General features: G+C 59.5%; 18 protein-coding genes. 2 read left to right on the top strand and 16 right to left on the bottom strand.

What is annotated here, in order from left to right; all coding sequences use genetic code 11:
• Positions 1-296 precede the first annotated feature (296 nt).
• The 15 genes from mnhG to argF all read right to left on the bottom strand — a co-directional run bounded on the left by mnhG (position 297) and on the right by argF (position 15,078).
• Complete coding sequence (gene mnhG / locus EDC26_RS19765; RefSeq protein WP_132586379.1) at positions 297-611, bottom strand: monovalent cation/H(+) antiporter subunit G; 315 nt, start codon at positions 609-611, stop codon at positions 297-299.
• Complete coding sequence (locus EDC26_RS19760; protein WP_132586376.1) at positions 608-889, bottom strand: K+/H+ antiporter subunit F; 282 nt, start codon at positions 887-889, stop codon at positions 608-610. Before EDC26_RS19760 ends, mnhG begins: the two co-directional genes overlap by 4 nt.
• Positions 886-1,371: a Na+/H+ antiporter subunit E gene (locus EDC26_RS19755; protein WP_132586373.1), complete on the bottom strand. Its 486-nt coding sequence runs from the start codon at positions 1,369-1,371 to the stop codon at positions 886-888. The genes EDC26_RS19760 and EDC26_RS19755 overlap by 4 nt, the downstream gene beginning before the upstream one ends.
• The gene (locus EDC26_RS19750; RefSeq protein ID WP_132586370.1) at positions 1,368-3,005 is read right to left on the bottom strand and encodes a monovalent cation/H+ antiporter subunit D; all 1,638 of its coding nucleotides are present in this window, start codon (positions 3,003-3,005) and stop codon (positions 1,368-1,370) included. Before EDC26_RS19750 ends, EDC26_RS19755 begins: the two co-directional genes overlap by 4 nt.
• Positions 3,002-3,346 (bottom strand): Na+/H+ antiporter subunit C, encoded by a 345-nt coding sequence (locus tag EDC26_RS19745; protein ID WP_132586367.1) that lies wholly within the window; start codon positions 3,344-3,346, stop codon positions 3,002-3,004. Before EDC26_RS19745 ends, EDC26_RS19750 begins: the two co-directional genes overlap by 4 nt.
• On the bottom strand, positions 3,337-6,249 hold the full coding sequence (locus EDC26_RS19740; RefSeq protein WP_132586364.1) for a monovalent cation/H+ antiporter subunit A: 2,913 nt from the start codon (positions 6,247-6,249) through the stop codon (positions 3,337-3,339). Before EDC26_RS19740 ends, EDC26_RS19745 begins: the two co-directional genes overlap by 10 nt.
• A gap of 121 nt (positions 6,250-6,370) precedes the next feature.
• Positions 6,371-6,712, bottom strand: a complete 342-nt coding sequence (locus EDC26_RS19735; protein ID WP_132586361.1) for a hypothetical protein — start codon at positions 6,710-6,712, stop codon at positions 6,371-6,373.
• Positions 6,713-6,958: 246 nt separating this feature from the next.
• On the bottom strand, positions 6,959-7,222 hold the full coding sequence (locus tag EDC26_RS19730) for a DUF2249 domain-containing protein (protein ID WP_132586358.1): 264 nt from the start codon (positions 7,220-7,222) through the stop codon (positions 6,959-6,961).
• Positions 7,223-7,425: 203 nt separating this feature from the next.
• Positions 7,426-8,280, bottom strand: coding sequence for a carbohydrate ABC transporter permease (locus EDC26_RS19725; RefSeq protein WP_132586355.1), 855 nt, complete (start codon positions 8,278-8,280; stop codon positions 7,426-7,428).
• Between the two features lies 1 nt (position 8,281).
• Complete coding sequence (locus tag EDC26_RS19720; RefSeq protein WP_132586352.1) at positions 8,282-9,214, bottom strand: carbohydrate ABC transporter permease; 933 nt, start codon at positions 9,212-9,214, stop codon at positions 8,282-8,284.
• Complete coding sequence (locus tag EDC26_RS19715) at positions 9,211-10,242, bottom strand: ABC transporter ATP-binding protein (RefSeq protein ID WP_132586349.1); 1,032 nt, start codon at positions 10,240-10,242, stop codon at positions 9,211-9,213. Before EDC26_RS19715 ends, EDC26_RS19720 begins: the two co-directional genes overlap by 4 nt.
• A gap of 32 nt (positions 10,243-10,274) precedes the next feature.
• Positions 10,275-11,663 carry an ABC transporter substrate-binding protein gene (locus EDC26_RS19710; protein ID WP_132586346.1) on the bottom strand — a complete coding sequence of 463 codons (1,389 nt, stop codon included), beginning with the start codon at positions 11,661-11,663 and terminating at the stop codon, positions 10,275-10,277.
• A gap of 155 nt (positions 11,664-11,818) precedes the next feature.
• Positions 11,819-12,871: a selenide, water dikinase SelD gene (selD, locus tag EDC26_RS19705; RefSeq protein ID WP_132586343.1), complete on the bottom strand. Its 1,053-nt coding sequence runs from the start codon at positions 12,869-12,871 to the stop codon at positions 11,819-11,821.
• Positions 12,872-12,875: 4 nt separating this feature from the next.
• Positions 12,876-13,952 carry a tRNA 2-selenouridine(34) synthase MnmH gene (gene mnmH / locus EDC26_RS19700; protein WP_132586340.1) on the bottom strand — a complete coding sequence of 359 codons (1,077 nt, stop codon included), beginning with the start codon at positions 13,950-13,952 and terminating at the stop codon, positions 12,876-12,878.
• 184 nt (positions 13,953-14,136) lie between these two features.
• Positions 14,137-15,078, bottom strand: a complete 942-nt coding sequence (gene argF, locus EDC26_RS19695) for an ornithine carbamoyltransferase (protein WP_132586337.1) — start codon at positions 15,076-15,078, stop codon at positions 14,137-14,139.
• A gap of 145 nt (positions 15,079-15,223) precedes the next feature.
• Between argF and EDC26_RS19690 the strand changes: the two genes are divergently transcribed.
• Both EDC26_RS19690 and EDC26_RS19685 read left to right on the top strand, forming a co-directional pair.
• The gene (locus EDC26_RS19690; RefSeq protein ID WP_132586334.1) at positions 15,224-15,541 is read left to right on the top strand and encodes a DUF3579 domain-containing protein; all 318 of its coding nucleotides are present in this window, start codon (positions 15,224-15,226) and stop codon (positions 15,539-15,541) included.
• A 52-nt stretch (positions 15,542-15,593) separates the two neighbouring features.
• The gene (locus tag EDC26_RS19685; protein ID WP_132586331.1) at positions 15,594-16,181 is read left to right on the top strand and encodes an IMPACT family protein; all 588 of its coding nucleotides are present in this window, start codon (positions 15,594-15,596) and stop codon (positions 16,179-16,181) included.
• A 21-nt stretch (positions 16,182-16,202) separates the two neighbouring features.
• Here the strand turns inward: EDC26_RS19685 and EDC26_RS20260 are convergent.
• Positions 16,203-16,450: hypothetical protein (locus EDC26_RS20260; RefSeq protein ID WP_207915218.1), on the bottom strand; the 248-nt coding region annotated here is incomplete at its 5' end.

The raw sequence follows: 16,450 nt of genomic DNA, 5'->3' as shown, positions 1-16,450 counted from the left end.
GCACTCCACATTGGGCTATTTGGCGCCCGATGTGTATGAAAAAGTAGGATCCAAAAAACTCACTTGAAACTGTCCACTAAAACTTGACCACGACAGTTCGACCAAGGCGCTTGCGGTCAGTCCGGGGGACTGGCCGCCCTTGGGAGTTCGGCGCCCGCCCCGCGCTGGGCCTCGGCCGCGGGCAGCCCTGACGCAGTCAGGGCCAGGCGAGGCGAGCATCACCCCACTTCGATCCCCGTCGCCGCGTGTCAAGAACTCTCTATTCCAGTCGAGAGCACAACCGATGAAAAATTGAACTAAACCTTCCCCCGCCCATCCCGATGCAAAGCAGCCTGCATCAGCAACGACGTCGTAATAGGCGGAGTAATAATCAAAAACAGGCCTATCAGTATTTCGTGCAGCACCACACGCTCGGCCAGCGCCGAAGACACCAGCATCGACGCCAACAACACGCCAGCCGCGCCTAACGTAGTGCCCATCGTCGGTGCATGAATGCGGGAATAAAAATCCTTGAATTTCAGCAAACCCAACGATCCGGTGAGCGTCAGCAGGCCGCTTAGAACCAGCAGCACCGCGGCCGGAATCGACGCCCATAAAGGAATAGCGTTCATGGTTCAATCACCTCCCCGCGCAACAGAAACTTGGCCGTCGCGGCCGATCCTGCAAAACCGAACAGCGCGATCACCAGGGCAACATCGAAATACAGGCTGGTGCCGGTTCGCATACCCAACACCAGAATGATCAGCATCCCGTTGATGTACATGGTATCCAGCGCCAGAACGCGGTCGCACGGAGTCGGCCCGCGCAGCAGACGCAAGGTCGCGCACATCAACCCAAGGATGAAACAGCCCAATGCAAAGGCATAGGCCCAAACCAGTACAGTGTTCATTCGAATATCTCCAACAGAGGAAGCTCGTAGCGTTGCTTGACGGTACGAATCCATTGCGACTCATCTTTCAGGTCCAGCACGTGCAACGTCAGAATGCGGTCATCGTCGGTAAGCCCGGCCCATACCGTCCCCGGCGTACAGGTAATGATGCAGGCAAGCGCGGCCAGGCCATGCGGATCGCGCAGTTCCAGGGGAATGGCCACAAAACCCGGCGTGGCCCGGGCTGCGCCTGGCCAGATCAACCGACCCACGGCCAGATTGGACCGTACGATATCCGCAATGACCGCGCAGACAAGTTTTGCGATCGTCAATGGCTTCTTGGGGTGCGCCTGCAAAGGCCGCAACCTGGCCCCAATCCGCACAAGACCGATTGAAATTGCCGCGCCCAGCAAAATCTGTTCGGGTGCCACGGTATCGTTCAACAATAGCCAAAGAACGGTTAAAAATGCCGGCATGATCAGGGAGCGAAACAGGCGTTTCATGGCAGACTCCCGAACGCAGTGGTTCGTTGGGTGCTTTGCGACAGCACAGCCTCAATATACGAAGCGGGGTTGTCCAGTGAACGTGCCGTGTCGTTGAGATAGCGGCTCACCGGTCCGGCCCAGATGGTCAGCGCCACACATGCCAGCACCAGCATCGCGACAGGCGCCGCTTCGCTGGCGTGCAGGCGTGGGGTATGCACGTCGCCCGAACTCCAGAAAGTGTGAATGCCTGCGCGGCTCAGCGCAATGACGGCCGCCATTCCCGACAGCAGCACCCCGATGACGAGCAGCCACGCATCGAACGATGGCGCGTCGGCCCCTGACATCTGCAACGCGGCCGCCAGCAGCGAAAACTTGGCGACAAAGCCCGATAGCGGCGGCAGGCCGCTGAGCAACAACGTGCAGGATATGAAGGCCAGGCCTAAAAACGCCATGGCCTTGGGTATGGCGATGCCGACGACGTCGTCGGATTGGTCCGGGGCTTGCGGATCGTCGAGCTCAAAGGCTTCCTGGCTGATTGCCAGCAGGTTGGCTCCAAACACCTGGGTGCGTTCGACCATTTCGATCAACATGAAAAATGCGCCTGTGGCCAGAACGGAACTGATCAGATAGAACAGCGCCGGCCCGGTCAGAGTGACACCAGGCATGCCCAGCGCAGCAAGCAGAGTGCCGGAAGAAACGATGACGCAGTACCCGGCCAGGCGTTCGGTCTGTTGGGTGGTCAGCAGCCCCAGAGTGCCGAAAAGCAGTGTCAGCAGGCCCACAGGGAACATCCATGCGCCGCCGAATGCCGCGGGAGCGCCGGTGGGCAACAACAGGGAGCCGATACGTAGTAGCGCGTAAATGCCCACCTTGGTCATGATGGCGAAAATGGCGGCTACCGGGGCGCAGGCGCCGGCATAGGCGCCGGGCAGCCAGAAGTTCAACGGCCACGCAGCAGCCTTGATGAGAAACGCGACGCCCAGAATAGCCGCGGCGGTCTCGAAGAGGCGCCGATCGGCCCCCGTCAGCCGCCCGGCCTGAACCGCCAGGTCGGCCATGTTCAAGGTTCCAGTCACCCCGTAAACAAGAGCGATGGCGATGAGCAGCATGAATGAAGCGACCAGGTTGACCGCGATGTAATGCATGCCGGCCGTCACCCGCGTGGTCCCCGACCCATGCAACATCAGCCCGTACGACGCGGCCAGCAGCACTTCGAAGAACACGAACAGATTGAATAAGTCGCCCGTTAAAAAGGCGCCGTTCAGGCCCATCAGCAAAAACTGGAACAAGGGGTGGAAATGCACGCCGACGCGATCCCACCGTGCGCTGGCATAGATCAGCGTGGCCCCGCCCAATAGGGCGCTCAGTGTGAGCATGACGGCGGCCAGCCGGTCGACGACGACGACGATGCCTGCGCGCGCCGGCCAGTCGCCCAATAGATATACACCTATGCCTTTGGGCCACAGATCCGGCATGATTCCCGCCGTCAGGCATAAAAGCCCTATGGCCACGACAAGCTGGATGAATACCGAAGCCAGGCCAATGCCTAACCGGCTCAGACGTTGCGTGTCTTTGGTCAGCAGCATGACCGCGCCGGCAACGAGCGGCACGACCACCGGATATATCGGTGAATGCAGCAGCCAGTCATTCACGGCGTCGGTTCCCTGCCGTCAACATGGTCTGTGCCGGTAAGCCCGCGCGAGGCCAGCAGCACGACCAGGAACAGGGCGGTGGTGGCAAAGCCGATGACGATTGCGGTCAGGATCAGGGCCTGTGGCAAAGGGTCGGCGTACAGGCTGGGGTCAGCCCCTTTGCTGAGTTGAATAACCGGGGCTTTGCCCGTGTTCAAGCGCCCCATGCCGAATATGAACAAATTGATGGCGTAGGATAACAGCGACAGGCCGATGATGACCTGGAAGGTGCGAGGCCGCAGCAGCAACCAGATGCCCGAGCCTGCGAGTATGCCTATGGCCAGCGCGATAATTATTTCCATTGAGGCGCTCTCCGGTTTGTGAGGTTGGTTCGTGCCTGGGTGGTGGGGGGTTGGCGGGAGAACCTTAATGACTGATGCGCCAGCACGAGCAGGATCAGGGCGGTGGCGCCGATCACGAGCATATATACGCCCGCATCGAAGATCAGCGTGGTGCTTATATGGATGGACCCGATGAGCGGCATGAGCAGGTCCCAGCCCTGGGCCGTCAGGAATGTTTGCCTCGACCACCAGGACGAGATGGCGATCAGGCCTGCTGTCAACAGGCCTAGCGCCATCCAGGTTTGCGGCTGCAGGCGTGGGCGCGGGCGCGCTTCGACCCATACGACGCCGCCCACCACATATTGAAGGATAATGGTTACGGCCATGATGAGCCCAGCCACAAAACCGCCGCCCGGCAGGTTGTGTCCGCGCAGCAGGAAAAAGAGGGAAAGCAGGGCCGCCATGGGTGTCAGCAAACGTGTAAGTACCGCCGGTATTTTCATGGGCCCGGAAGAAATCAGCGCGTCGGGATCGGGATTGCTGCCGGCCGGCTCGTGCAATCCGGGGGCGTCGATGCTCTCGGGCGGTGGGCGAAAGCGTCTCAGCAGCGCATAGACGGTCAGGGCCACGATGCCCAGCACCGTGATTTCGCCCAGTGTGTCGAAACCGCGGAAATCAACCAGGATCACGTTGACGACATTGGTGCCGCCGCCGTCGGGGAGCGCTCGATCCAGGAAGAATAGGGAGGTCTGGCTGTGGCCGGGCCGGGTCATCACCGCGTAGGCCAGGGCCGCCAGCCCTGCGCCGCACAATAGTGCAATGGTCAGGTCGCGGACGCGCCGCGCATGTGCGTGAGGTGCGGCCGGGACGGTTTCGGCCGCTGCGACGCGGGGCGGCAGCCAGCGCAATCCCAGCAGAATCAGGATGACCGTGACGATCTCGACCGCGAGCTGGGTCAACGCGAGGTCCGGCGCTGAAAACCAGGCGAAGGTCAGGCTGGTGGCGAGTCCGGCGCCACCGGCCATGGTCAGCGCCGCAAGGCGCCGATACTTGGCCTGGGTTGCGGCCCCGATCGCGCAGAGGCCACCGGCCACCCATAGCAGCGCGAATAAAGGATCGAGAGGGACGCCGATCGACGGCTTGGGCCAAGGGTGTCCGAGCAACGGCAGGAGCGCTACCAGCAACGTGGCTGCGAACACCAGCAGGAGTTGCGGCTGGAGGCGGGTGGTAAAGCTTCGCGCGTGCAGGAAGGACGCGAATTCGTGTAGCCACTCAAGCAGGTATCCGTAGCTGCGCCGGCCATCAAAATGGTAAATAAAAGGAGCTTTGGCCGGCTCGGCGCGATGACGCCTGCGCAGCACGTAAAGCAGCAGAACTCCGCCGATCAGAGCCAGCAAGCTCATGGCGAGCGGCAGGTTGAAGCCATGCCATATGGCCAGGTCATAGCTGGGTGTTGCGGGTCCTAATATCGACCGGATAGCGACGTGCAGCAGCGGCCCAAGCGTGATGCTGGGCAGCATCCCGACCACCAGGCAGGCCAGTACCAGCAGGGCGCTGGGTACGAGCATCCACAGCGGCGGTTCGTGCGGTGCTCGGGGCAGATCGCGCGCTGCCGGTCCAAAGAAAACCTGCGAGATGAAACGGATCGAATAGGCGACGCTGAATGCGGCAGCCACCACCGCGGCAATCGGCAAGCCGAAATTCCGGAACCAGTCGCCGCTGATGAATACGGTTTCGGCAAAGAACATTTCCTTGGAAATGAAGCCATTGAGCAGCGGTACGCCCGCCATCGATGCCGCGGCCACGGTCGCCAACAGGGTCGTGATCGGCATGGCTCGACGCAGGCCCGACAGGCGTCCCAGGTCGCGGGTGCCGGTTTCGTGATCGACGATGCCGGCCGCCATGAACAACGACGCTTTGAAGGTCGCATGGTTGATCATATGGAAAATCGCCGCCGCAAGAGCCAGCTCGCTGTTCATCCCCAGTAGCAACGTGATTAGCCCAAGGTGGCTGATGGTCGAGTAAGCCAGAACGCCCTTCATGTCTTGCTGGAATGTGGCGGCGCAAGCACCCAGGACCAGAGAGCACAGACCGGTGCCACTAATGATCCAGAACCATTCTTCGGTGCCTGATAGGACGGGCCATAGGCGCGCCAGCAAAAATACGCCCGCCATCACCATCGTGGCTGAATGCAGGTAGGCCGAGACCGGAGTGGGCGCGGCCATGGCATTGGGCAACCAGACGTGAAAAGGGAATTGGGCGCTCTTGCTCAAGGCGCCGATGGCGATCAGCGCCAGGATGGCCGGATACCACGGGTGATGGCGCACCAGGGCGCCGGAGGCCAGAACCTGGTCGAGCTCGTAGCTGCCGACGATATGGCCCAGCATCAGTACGCCGGCCAGCAGGCACAAGCCGCCTGCCGCTGTCATGGTGAACGCCATGCGTGCCCCGCGCCGGGCGTCAAGGCGATGGTGCCAGTACGCGATCAGCATGAACGAGGACAGGCTGGTCATCTCCCAGAAGATGACCAGCTGTACCAGGTTGCCCGACAGCACGATGCCCAGCATCGAACCCATGAAGGCCAGGAAAAAAGCGAAGAAGCGTGCCGTCGGATCGGCGGGCGAAAGGTAATAACGGGCATACAGCACTACCAGTGCGCCCATGGTGGTGATGAGCAGGGCGAAAAGCCAGGCATAACCGTCCAGCCGTAACGAAAAATCGATACCTAGGGTGGGAATCCACGGGATGGCGGCTCTGACGACTCCACCCTGTGCGACGTGCGGAAATTGCAGAACGACCAGCACCGAGCAGGCCAGTGCGACGGCGCCCGCCAGCCATGCTTCCAGGTTGCGTGCGTTGGCCGGGAGCAAGGCGACTGCAAGACTGCCCGCGAAGGGCAGGATGAGAATGGGAGCCAGCGACATCTGTCCTTATCGTCGTTTGAATGAATCGAATTCAATAGTACGATACTTGGGCTTGTGGTCTTTCGTGGGCTGAAAAAAAAGTTCGCGGCAACGCCGCGAACCCGTGTAGAGGCCAAGCAACTTATTGTTTGGCGGGTACGGTGATGGTGGTTTCTCTAAGAATGCCGCCGCTGTCGACGCTGCCTTTAGTGACCGTATCTTGTCCCGACATTTGCATCAGGCAGTCCTGTTGCCGGTCGGTAGGTAAAGCTTTGCAGCGGTTTACCGCGTCTTGCTGATAATTAGGGTTGCCTGTCACCAGTTGGTTGCGTCGGGCTTCTTCCATTGCCGCCCCGGCTTCCTTCATGCACGTGTTGCGATCCTGGGTAGCCTGAGGGCTTTTGCAATGGGCCACATCGGCCCGGTATTGCGCCTGGATGTCTGCATTGGTTTTGTTGCCGGCCGCTGACGCGATCGAGGGCATGAGCCCAGCGCCTAACGCACAAATAGCCAGAGTTTTACACGTAAGCTTCAATAGTTGAATAGCCATGGTCGAACCTCGCAGTGTGGATGTAGCGGATAAAAAAAACATCACGCTTCAGTATAAGGCTGTTTGCGACATTTTCGGGCTTATTCGTCCTTGCGCGTTGATGAGACGGCAGCAACAAGAGCTGCCGCTACAAAACCGTGCCTATGCAAGTTGTGTTGATCTAGCCTTGTATCAAAAGATCTAGCCTTGTATCAAAAAGTCGATCACGATCTGGCCGGGCTCGCGTGATACGTACTTGATCTGTACCTGGTCGCCGAAGTGGCCCTGAATTTGCGAAAGCAAAGGGAGCGGATCGTGGTCGTTGCAAAAACGCATGGTTTCCCCGGCGCCCAGGGCCGATAGGGCGCCAAAAATGGCGGCGTGGCGAAATCGCTTGGCGACGCCGCGCGCGTCGAACGGATAGGTGTTTTCAGCAGATACCGGAATAGCTGAGTCATGGGCCATGATGAATATCCTGAAGTTGAATTTGGGGCAGCATATTGAGGAGTTCCCCGGAAGTGCCAAAACCCGCCTCCCGGGTGGTTGGCGATCATCGCCATGTATACGTTTTTATTATAGATAGCCGATTCGTCAAACAGGGCTTGAACCACATTGCCAATAAGGATTAGGGCCCGCCTGGCCGGCCCTGAGCGCGCAGGAGGGGGCGATCATTTCACCGCGCCCACGGTAAATCCCGCCACAAAGCGGTCTACAAAAAAGTTGTATAACACCGCGATGGGTATGCTGACGATCAGACAGGCGCCCATTAGGGAGCCCCAGAAATACACGTCGCCGCGCACCAGGAAAGTGGGCACGCCGACGCTTACCGTGTATTGGGATGAGCTGGTGATGAACGTCAGGGCATAGATGAATTCCTGCATGACCAGGGTGAGAGTGAAAATGACCACGGTCAGTATCCCCGCCGAGGAAAGCGGCACGACGACCTTCAGAAAGGCGCCAAAGCGGCTCAGGCCGTCCATCATGGCCGCCTCTTCGATATCGTGCGGCACGGCCTTGAAGAAGCCCATCATCAGCCAGGAGCAAAAGGGCACGGTAAAGCTTGGATACACCAACACGAGCGACCAGAGCGAGTCCTGCAGGCCCAGTGCGCCCACAATGCGGGAAAAGGGAATGAAGAGAATGGTGGGTGGAATCAGGTAAGTCAAAAAGATGCCGATCGCCAGTTGCTTGCCCCAGCGCCCTGAAAGGCGCGCCAGGCTATAGCCGGCGGGCACGGCAAGCAGCAGCGTAATAATGACCACCAGAAAGCCAACCAGCAACGTATTGAGTATCCAGCGCAAATACTGGGTATCGAAAAGCAGGACGCGTAGATTGTCCAAAGTGGGGGCGCTATTGAAGATGAAGGGATTGTTGGCAGTATTGACCAGATCCAGCGTGCTTTTGAATGTGGTGATCAGCATCCAGTAGAAGGGGAAGGCGGTGAAAGCGACGAAGGCGGCAAGAATGCCAAAGTGGCCGGCTCGCGCGCCCCAGCGTTTTGTGCGTGTCAGGGTCAGACGCATATCAGGTCACCTCGGCGCGCCGCGCGATGGTCAGCAGCAGTACCACTACCGCCACCAGCAAGGGGAAAAGGAATAGTGAAATCGCCGCGCCTTCGGCCAGGTCGCCCCCTTGTATGCCGCTGAAGAATGCCAGGCTGGCCAGTACCTGGGTGGTGTCATAAGGTCCGCCGCGGGTCAGGATGTAAATAATGATCATGTCGGTAAAGGTGAATACGATGCCGAACAGCAGCGCCACCAGCATAATCGGCATGACCAGCGGGAGATTGATGCGAAACAGGTGCCGCCAGAAACCGGCGCCGTCCATGGCGGCCGCATCGTGTATATCCTGGGGTATGCCGCTGAGGCCGGCAAGAATAATGACGGTAGCAAGGGGAAGCAGCCGCCATATATCGACCGCAATAATCGATATCATGGCCAGGTCGGGTTGTCCCAGCCAGACCGGCCAGGTGTTGGGGCCCAGCACGCCGGTCATTTGCAGAATCCGGTTGATGACGCTATATACAGGATCGAAAATCCATAGCCAGCCTATCGCGCCCAATGAAATCGGCGCAACCCAGGGCAGCAAGATCAGCAAGCGCACCAGCCATTTGCCGCGAAAATCGCGGTACAGCGCCATGGCCAGAATCTTGGCCAGTACTACGACGAGAAACTGCGACGCCAGCGTGAAGACCAGCGTGTTGCGCATTGAGCGCCAGAAGGTATCGCTATCGAGAATTCGCCGGAAATTCTCCAGTCCGACAAAATGCAGTGCATAGCTGCCAACGGTTGCGTCCGACAGGCTGTAGTAGATTGATAGCAGGAAGGGGAAGCCGACCAGGAGCGTAATGTAAGTAATAGCCGGCGCGAGCATGCAGCGACCCAACCACTTGTCGTTCTCAAGCAGCCGTCGCGCCTGGCGGGGCGGTGTCGCAGTGGTTGACGCATGCGTACTCATGGCGGGCTTGCCAGTCTTAAGCCTGATTGCGGGTCGAACCACTTCAGGTCGCGGCGACGCACGGCGAACGAATAACGCGCGCCCGTCTCGATAGGAGTTTCAATCGTGCACGGAATACGCGATATGACCTTCGCGTGAGCCATGGGAGGCTCCAGCACTCCATACACCAGACGATCCGAGCCCAGATTTTCGATTCGCGTGACCTGGAACGGAAATGAGGTGGCGGCCACATCCGCCGCATACGCTTGGCTTGGCAGGAAATGTTCGGGGCGAAAGCCTGTTGTGGGTTTCCCGGCTTCGGGCACCAGATTCATGGGTGGCGAGCCGATGAATGTGGCCACAAAGGTATTGGCAGGACGTTCGTATACATCTTGCGGCGTGCCGATCTGATGAATCCGGCCGTGGTCCAGAATGGCTATGCGGTCGCCCAGGCCCAAGGCTTCGATTTGGTCGTGGGTGACGTAGATCGCTGTGGTTTTCAGCCGTCGCTGGAACTGCTGGAGTTCGTCACGTGCCGAGATGCGCAGCTTTGCATCGAGGTTGGATAAAGGCTCATCGAGCAGGAAAACCACGGGCTCGCGCACGACCGCGCGAGCCAGCGCCACCCTTTGACGTTCGCCGCCCGATAGTTGACGTGGCTTGCGTTGAAGTAATTGATCGATGCCAAACAGTTTGGCGGCCCAGTCCACCTTGCTGCGGATTGCTTCGTGCGGCACGCCTTGTGCCTGGAGTGGAAATGCAATGTTGCGGTAGACGCTCAGGTGCGGATACAGGGCATAGCTCTGGAACACCATGGCCATGTTGCGTGCTCGCGGGGGCAAGTCGGTTACGTTGCGCCCATCGACCAGAATGTCGCCCGAACTTGGCGTCTCCAGCCCGGCGATCATGCGCAGCAGAGTGGTCTTGCCTGATCCGGACGGCCCCAGCAGCACCAGAAACTCGGCTTCGCGCACGGCCAGATCGACGCTGTCCACGGCGTTGCCGCCATCGAAGCGTTTGGTAAGCGAGCGAGTTTCTACCGTAGCCATTTTTCTTGGTTCTCGCGTGATTGTTCATTGCATCACACCATGCCGCGCTCGTGCCATTTGGCAAAAATGCGTTTGCATGCCGCATCGGCTTGCTTCAGTGCGTTCTCGGGAGTTTCGGCTCCGGTGGCCGCCTTGGCGAACAGGGTGTTGAGCACCCATGTGTTGAAAATTTCGTCAATGGCCGCATTGGCGTAGCCGGGATAGCCCACATTGGTCGCCTGATGCATCAGGGTGCCCAACACTTTGTATTTGTCGCGGGGTTGGGCCTTGGGATCGTCGCCGATCAGTTTTTCCAGATCCGGCACCGTGCTGGGAAAACAGGGAAAGTTATAGAATTGGCTGCCCAGAAAGCCCTGTCTGAAGTTGTCGATGTAGTCCACCAGGAATTTCTTGGCGCCGTCGATGTTTTCGGCAAACTTCCAGATTACGTAGCAATCCATCACGTGTTCCATGCCTATGCGTCGCGCTGGCCCTCGCAATGCCTGGGTGAGCTGAATCTGCGGCGTAATGGGGATATTTTTGTTTTCTCCTTCGCGAGTAATCGAAATGGCGTTCAGGCAAAGTGAAATTTTGCCCGCCAGCATGGCGCGGTTGTTCGATGAGGGGTCCCATGCCATGACTTCCGGAGTCATGGTGTCGCGATACAGGGTTTTGACAAACTTGATCGCGTCCAGCGTTGGCTTGGAGTCCAGAACGACAGTGCCAGTCTCGTTTTGTATTGAGCCGCCAAAGGCAAATAACACGGTGCGCATCGCCATTGCGGTATCTAGCTCGGCCGACAAGCCTATTCCCACGGGGATATTGTGTTTTTGCTTGATCTTGCGTCCGGCCGTGAGCACATCGTCCCACGAGTCGGGAGCCGCCAGGCCGGCATCGTCCCAAAGATCCTTGCGATAGTTGATGGGGTCGGGCACGAAGCTGTCGGAAAAGGCGAAATATTTCTTTGTTTTGGGGTTGTAGGTGCTTTTAACGGCCAGATCGATGGCCTTGCCGTGCTTGTGTTCGCATTCTTCGTAGATTTCGCGGTGATCGATGACCTGATCTTCGTAGACGGGGGGCGGCGACAGGAACATGAACAGGTCATGCCCCTTTTGTGCCGACACCTCGGCCGCCGCACGAGTGCTCAAGGCCGGAATTCCGACGTGATCCACGATGACCTGGGTGTCGTTTTTTTGCCCCCACTCTTTTACGTAGGTATTGTCGAACCACTTGTCATAGGCGGGTACGAAGTGATTCCACTGCAGCACCTTGAGGGTGCGTTGCGCCGCGTGTGAGTTGATGAAAAACAGAGGGCCGATGCTGGTGGCCAGCCCGGCCGCGCTGGCGGCTTGAAGGAGGTGTCGCCGATGCAGGTTGGTTTTGAACGCAGGCCGAGTGGAAATGTTTCGCCGTGTGCGGCTCTTCGGTATGTCGTTTGCCATGACTCTCTCCTATAGAGATGCAGGCATTCGTCTTGTTCAGAGCGGCGAGCGCCCGTCTACCGATAGTAAAACTTGTACATATCAAAAGTAAAGGAAAAAGTAAAGGAAAAAATCCGCTTTTTGTACTATATATTGTTTCGATACCACGCAACGATTTATGCCGCAACAACCTGCGCCGCGCCTTGCGTCATTTCCCCAATCACGCACGCTTGCTCGAAGCCGCCGCCGTGGAATAGGTCCAGCACCGTATTGACGGCCGACGGCGCGCAGGCGACCAGCAGTCCGCCCGAGGTTTGCGGGTCGGTAAGCAGGGTACGCGCGATGTCGGGCAGGCGACTCGCCAACTGGACATCGGCGCCATACGACGCCCAGTTGCGCGCCGATGCTCCGGTATAAATGCCGGCCCCCGCCAGTTCAGGCACGCCGTGTATCCAGGGCAGGGCCGCGTAGTGAATGTGGGCCGTCAGCCCCGACCCGCGGCATAGTTCCAGCGTGTGGCCCAGCAGTCCGAAGCCGGTCACATCCGTCATGGCGTGCACGCCGGCCAGGGCGGCTAGCTTGATGCCGGGAAGGTTCAGGCGTGTCGTCGTGTCGATCAGGCTTTTGTAGCCGGCTTCGTCCAGTCGGTTTTTCTTCAGTGCGGCCGACAGTACGCCTACGCCCAGGGGCTTGCCCAGCACCAGTACGTCGCCGGGATGTGCGCCGCCGTTGCGCATTAAATATTGCGGATGCACTACACCTAGCGCGGCCAGACCGTAGATGGGTTCGACCGAGTCAATGGAATGGCCGCCCGCCACCGGGATGCCCGCAGCCGCACACACCGAGGCGCCGCCTTCGAGTATTCGGGCAATGGTTTCATGAGGCAGAACGTTGATGGGCATGCCGACCAGGGCCAGTGCAAGAATCGGCTTGCCGCCCATGGCGTAGACATCCGACAGCGCATTGGCCGCGGCGATCCGGCCGAAATCGAAGGGGTCGTCCACGATGGGCATAAAAAAGTCGGTCGTCGCGACGATCGCCTGCTCGTCGTTAAGCCGGTAGACGGCGGCGTCGTCCGAGTTTTCGGTGCCGACCAATAAGTCTGGGAAGGCCTGGGAGGGGGTGATGTTCTTGAGTAGCCCGGCGAGGACGGCGGGCGAAATTTTGCAGCCGCAACCGCCTCCGTGGGAGAGTTCGGTCAGGCGTGGCGGGGTGCTTGTGTCGTTCATCAGGTCAGTCTTTCAATTTGTAACGGCACCCCTTGTGCTCGATTTCCCGCAGCAGGCTTTCGGCCTGTTCAAGGTTGTCCACGGCATTGGGGCGGAACGTGAACGTGGGGGCGTCGGACAAGCCCGCGAAATGTTCGTGGCTACTGCGCGCGTAGGCTGGGTCGTAATGCAGTTGGACCAGTTCGCTGAATAACTCGGCATGCGCACTCGCGTCGATCAGTTGGTGCCAATGATCGATCGTCTTTTTGCTGTGCAGGCCGACAAGCCGGTTCAGCAACTGTTTGAAGTGCCCGGGGTCGTTGAACAGGTGCCCATAGTCTTGCAGCAGAAAGGTAATGCGGTCGTCGAGGCTGGCCTGCACGTTGACGCAGGTGCTGCGGTGGAAGGTGTTGAGCAGCAGTTTGGAGACGCTGATCGACCCGATTCGGCTGCTCTCCGCTTCGACGAAAACCGGTCTGGCCGGATCGAACTGAGTCAATGCCGTTACCAGATCCGATTCAAAGCGTTTTTGCGAAGGCTGCTCGTGGCCCGGCAGCGCGCCCAGCAAGGAGCCGCGATGGCAGGCGAGTTGCTCCAGATCGAGCACCTGGGCGCCGGCTTGGCGTAGAGCCTGCAGCAGGCGAGTCTTGCCGGTGCCTGTGTGCCCGGTCAGAACGATGTACTGGAATTCGGTGGGCAGGTGTTCGAGTGAGTCAATCACCCAGCGGCGGTAGGTTTTGTAGCCGCCATCGAGCTGCCGGGCCTGCCAGCCTATCATATTGAACCAGGTCGTCATCGAGCCCGAGCGCTTGCCCCCGCGCCAGCAATAGATCAGCGGCCGCCATTGGCGGAGCCGGTCGGCGAATAGGGTTTCCAGATGCAGGCCGATGTTTTTGGCGACCATCGCCGCCCCCACCTTGGTCGCCTCAAAGGCCGATACCTGGCGGTATAGGGTGCCGACGGTGACACGCTCTTCGTTGCTGAGAACCGGCGCGTTGATGGCGCCTGGAATATGGTCGTCAGCGTATTCCAGCGGTGTGCGGACGTCAATGATTTCATCAAAATCGGCAAGCTGGTCCAGAGGGGCGAGCAGAGTTTTCAAGCGGGAGGCTGGAACAGGGTTTTTTAACAAAAGGGGCTGTACTTAACGAGACAGGCCATGAAATGTGTAGGGTCGATTATCGCATGCCACGGCCGACAGGATTTTGCCGTCGCTGGCGGGGCTTTTCTGGAACTGACAGGGTTTTGTAGTGACAGGCCTTGTGCCTGTCATGCAACGCTAAAATCTATTCAACCCGGCCCAGCAGCAGGAATTCCATTAGCGCTTTTTGCGCATGCAGGCGGTTTTCGGCTTCGTCCCAAACCACGCTTTGCGGGCCGTCGATGACTTCGCCGGTGACTTCTTCGCCGCGGTGGGCCGGCAGACAATGCATAAAGAGGGCTTTGGGATCGGCCACGGCCATCATGTCGGCATCGACGCACCAATCGGCAAACGCACGGCGGCGTTCCTCGTTTTCGTCTTCGTAGCCCATGCTGGTCCAGACATCGGTGGTGACCAGATGCGCTCCCCGGCAGGCTTCCATGGGGTCGGTAAATTCGCGCAGCACGGCGTCCGAGGGCTCGCCTATGCGCTGCCGGTCGAGCCTGTAGCCCAAAGGAGCCGATACGTGCAGGCGAAAGCCCAGCATTTCCGCCGCTTGCAGCCAGGTGTAGGCCATATTGTTGGCATCGCCTATCCACGCCACGGTTTTGCCTTCGATAGAGCCCAGGTGCTCGTTAAACGTAAAGATATCGGCGAGAATCTGGCAAGGATGAAATTCGTTGGTCAGGCCGTTGATGACCGGTACGCGCGAATGAGAGGCAAACCGCTCGATGCGGGTTTGCTCGAACGTGCGGATCATGACCAGGTCGACCATGCGCGAGATGACGCGGGCCGTGTCTTCGATGGGTTCGGCGCGCCCCAGTTGCGAATCGCTGGTGGTCAGGTGTATGACCGAACCTCCCAATTGATACATGCCGGCCTCGAACGACACGCGAGTGCGGGTGCTGGCTTTTTCGAAGACCATGGCCAGGTTGCGATCGTGCAGGGTGTGGTGAGGCTCGTAGCGTTTGAATTTGTCTTTGATCAGGCGCGCGCGCTCGAGCACATAGTGGATTTCGTCTTTGGTGAGGTCGCGAAACTGCAAAAAGTGCCTGAGCGGGCCTGTCTGGGGTGTAGCAAAAGCCATGGTGAACCCTGAGTGAAAAAACGTCCCTGCCTGTGTCCCTTATGGAGACAGGCGCGTGGATTTGTTCGGTGAAAGCATCAATCATATACAATGCGGCCGCGTCCGGGCAATCCGCCATGCCCAAATTGAGTACAATTCGACGCGAATGTCTACGTCAGCGATTGTGCAACAACTCGTCATCTATGGCCTTACCCAGGATGGCCAACGTTTCCGGCCCAGCGATTGGGCCGAGCGGCTGGCCGGCGTCCTCTCGCCTTTTCGACCCGCGGGCGTGACCGGTGGCCCCCTGACATACTCCCCCTATGCCGTGCCCACGCTCATCGATGGCGTGCGTTGCGTTGTCGTGGATCAGCGCTTGCGTGAACTGGAGCCTCTGGCCTGGAAGTTCGCCTATGAATTTGCGCAGGACAATCACCTGAAAACCGGTGAACGATCGGTGGGAAGGCCGCTTGCGGAGGAATAAGAAAGGTTCTGCGGCAGACCATTGCGAGTAGGGAATCAAGTAATCTACGCTCATGCCACAAACCATCTCATGCGTTGCCCAGAGCGAGCTCATCGTCAAGAAGAGCCGATTCATCGGGAGTGTGCGGCCGGTTGCGGATCGAGCGGCTGCGCGGGATGTGGTCATCGCGGTGCGCGGCCAGCATCCGGATGCGAAACATGTCTGTTGGGCGCTGCTCGCCGGCGGGCAGTCGGCCGCCGTCGATGATGGCGAACCTTCCGGCACGGCGGGGCGTCCTATGCTGAATGTATTGCAGCGCCAGGATCTGGACGGTGTGCTGGCAACGGTCGTGCGCTATTTCGGGGGCGTGAAGCTTGGGGCGGGAGGGCTGGTGAGGGCATACACCGAATGCGTGGTCCAGGCGCTCAATGGGGCGACCCGCGTGCCCATCGTCTCCACCAGAACCTTGCTTTGCCAGGCGCCCTACGCACTGGAGGGGCTGGTTCGCCGCAAAATCGAAGCGGCGGGCGGTGCCTTGTCCGAGGTGAGGCACGGTGTTCAGGTTGAAATCGTTTTTGCAGTGGCAGAAGATTCGGCCGGTAGCCTGGTAGCGGAACTGGGTGAGGCGGGACGGGGGCAGGTTGTCTTGCGTACCCCATAGATTCGGTCTGCGTGGCACGCTTCATCTATGCACTTTAACACCCGCCGCCACATATCCCCCGATGCATGTCATCAACGCAGCCGCAGGGCGAGGGGTGGGTCCCGTCCGGTCATTCGGCCAGCGCCGGGTGCTGACGAAGGGAAGGCGGGGGGTGTCGGCGGGCGCTGTCTGAGTGGAGCCTCGCGTGCGAGGCGCAGCGAGTTCGCCCGACGCCCGCCTGGACGAGGCAGACCCGGGCAGTCGGAGCGCGTAGCGCCCCGACCGCTGGA

The organism is Paralcaligenes ureilyticus (genome assembly GCF_004346225.1).
GTDB lineage: Bacteria > Pseudomonadota > Gammaproteobacteria > Burkholderiales > Burkholderiaceae_B > Paralcaligenes > Paralcaligenes ureilyticus.
The sequence above is the reverse complement of the archived record's forward strand: the minus strand, read 5'-3'. Positions and strand labels throughout refer to the sequence as shown.

Excerpts from the sequence above, each read along its gene's own strand:
- mnhG (WP_132586379.1), bottom strand. The coding sequence starts at position 611 with ATGAACGCTATTCCTTTATGGGCGTCGATTCCGGCCGCGGTGCTGCTG.
- EDC26_RS19760 (WP_132586376.1), bottom strand. The coding sequence starts at position 889 with ATGAACACTGTACTGGTTTGGGCCTATGCCTTTGCATTGGGCTGTTTC.
- EDC26_RS19755 (WP_132586373.1), bottom strand. The coding sequence starts at position 1,371 with ATGAAACGCCTGTTTCGCTCCCTGATCATGCCGGCATTTTTAACCGTT.
- EDC26_RS19745 (WP_132586367.1), bottom strand. The coding sequence starts at position 3,346 with ATGGAAATAATTATCGCGCTGGCCATAGGCATACTCGCAGGCTCGGGC.
- EDC26_RS19740 (WP_132586364.1), bottom strand. The coding sequence starts at position 6,249 with ATGTCGCTGGCTCCCATTCTCATCCTGCCCTTCGCGGGCAGTCTTGCA.
- EDC26_RS19735 (WP_132586361.1), bottom strand. The coding sequence starts at position 6,712 with ATGCCCTCGATCGCGTCAGCGGCCGGCAACAAAACCAATGCAGACATC.
- EDC26_RS19730 (WP_132586358.1), bottom strand. The coding sequence starts at position 7,222 with ATGGCCCATGACTCAGCTATTCCGGTATCTGCTGAAAACACCTATCCG.
- EDC26_RS19725 (WP_132586355.1), bottom strand. The coding sequence starts at position 8,280 with ATGCGTCTGACCCTGACACGCACAAAACGCTGGGGCGCGCGAGCCGGC.
- EDC26_RS19720 (WP_132586352.1), bottom strand. The coding sequence starts at position 9,214 with ATGAGTACGCATGCGTCAACCACTGCGACACCGCCCCGCCAGGCGCGA.
- EDC26_RS19715 (WP_132586349.1), bottom strand. The coding sequence starts at position 10,242 with ATGGCTACGGTAGAAACTCGCTCGCTTACCAAACGCTTCGATGGCGGC.
- EDC26_RS19710 (WP_132586346.1), bottom strand. The coding sequence starts at position 11,663 with ATGGCAAACGACATACCGAAGAGCCGCACACGGCGAAACATTTCCACT.
- selD (WP_132586343.1), bottom strand. The coding sequence starts at position 12,871 with ATGAACGACACAAGCACCCCGCCACGCCTGACCGAACTCTCCCACGGA.
- argF (WP_132586337.1), bottom strand. The coding sequence starts at position 15,078 with ATGGCTTTTGCTACACCCCAGACAGGCCCGCTCAGGCACTTTTTGCAG.
- EDC26_RS19690 (WP_132586334.1), top strand. The coding sequence starts at position 15,224 with ATGTCTACGTCAGCGATTGTGCAACAACTCGTCATCTATGGCCTTACC.
- EDC26_RS19685 (WP_132586331.1), top strand. The coding sequence starts at position 15,594 with ATGCCACAAACCATCTCATGCGTTGCCCAGAGCGAGCTCATCGTCAAG.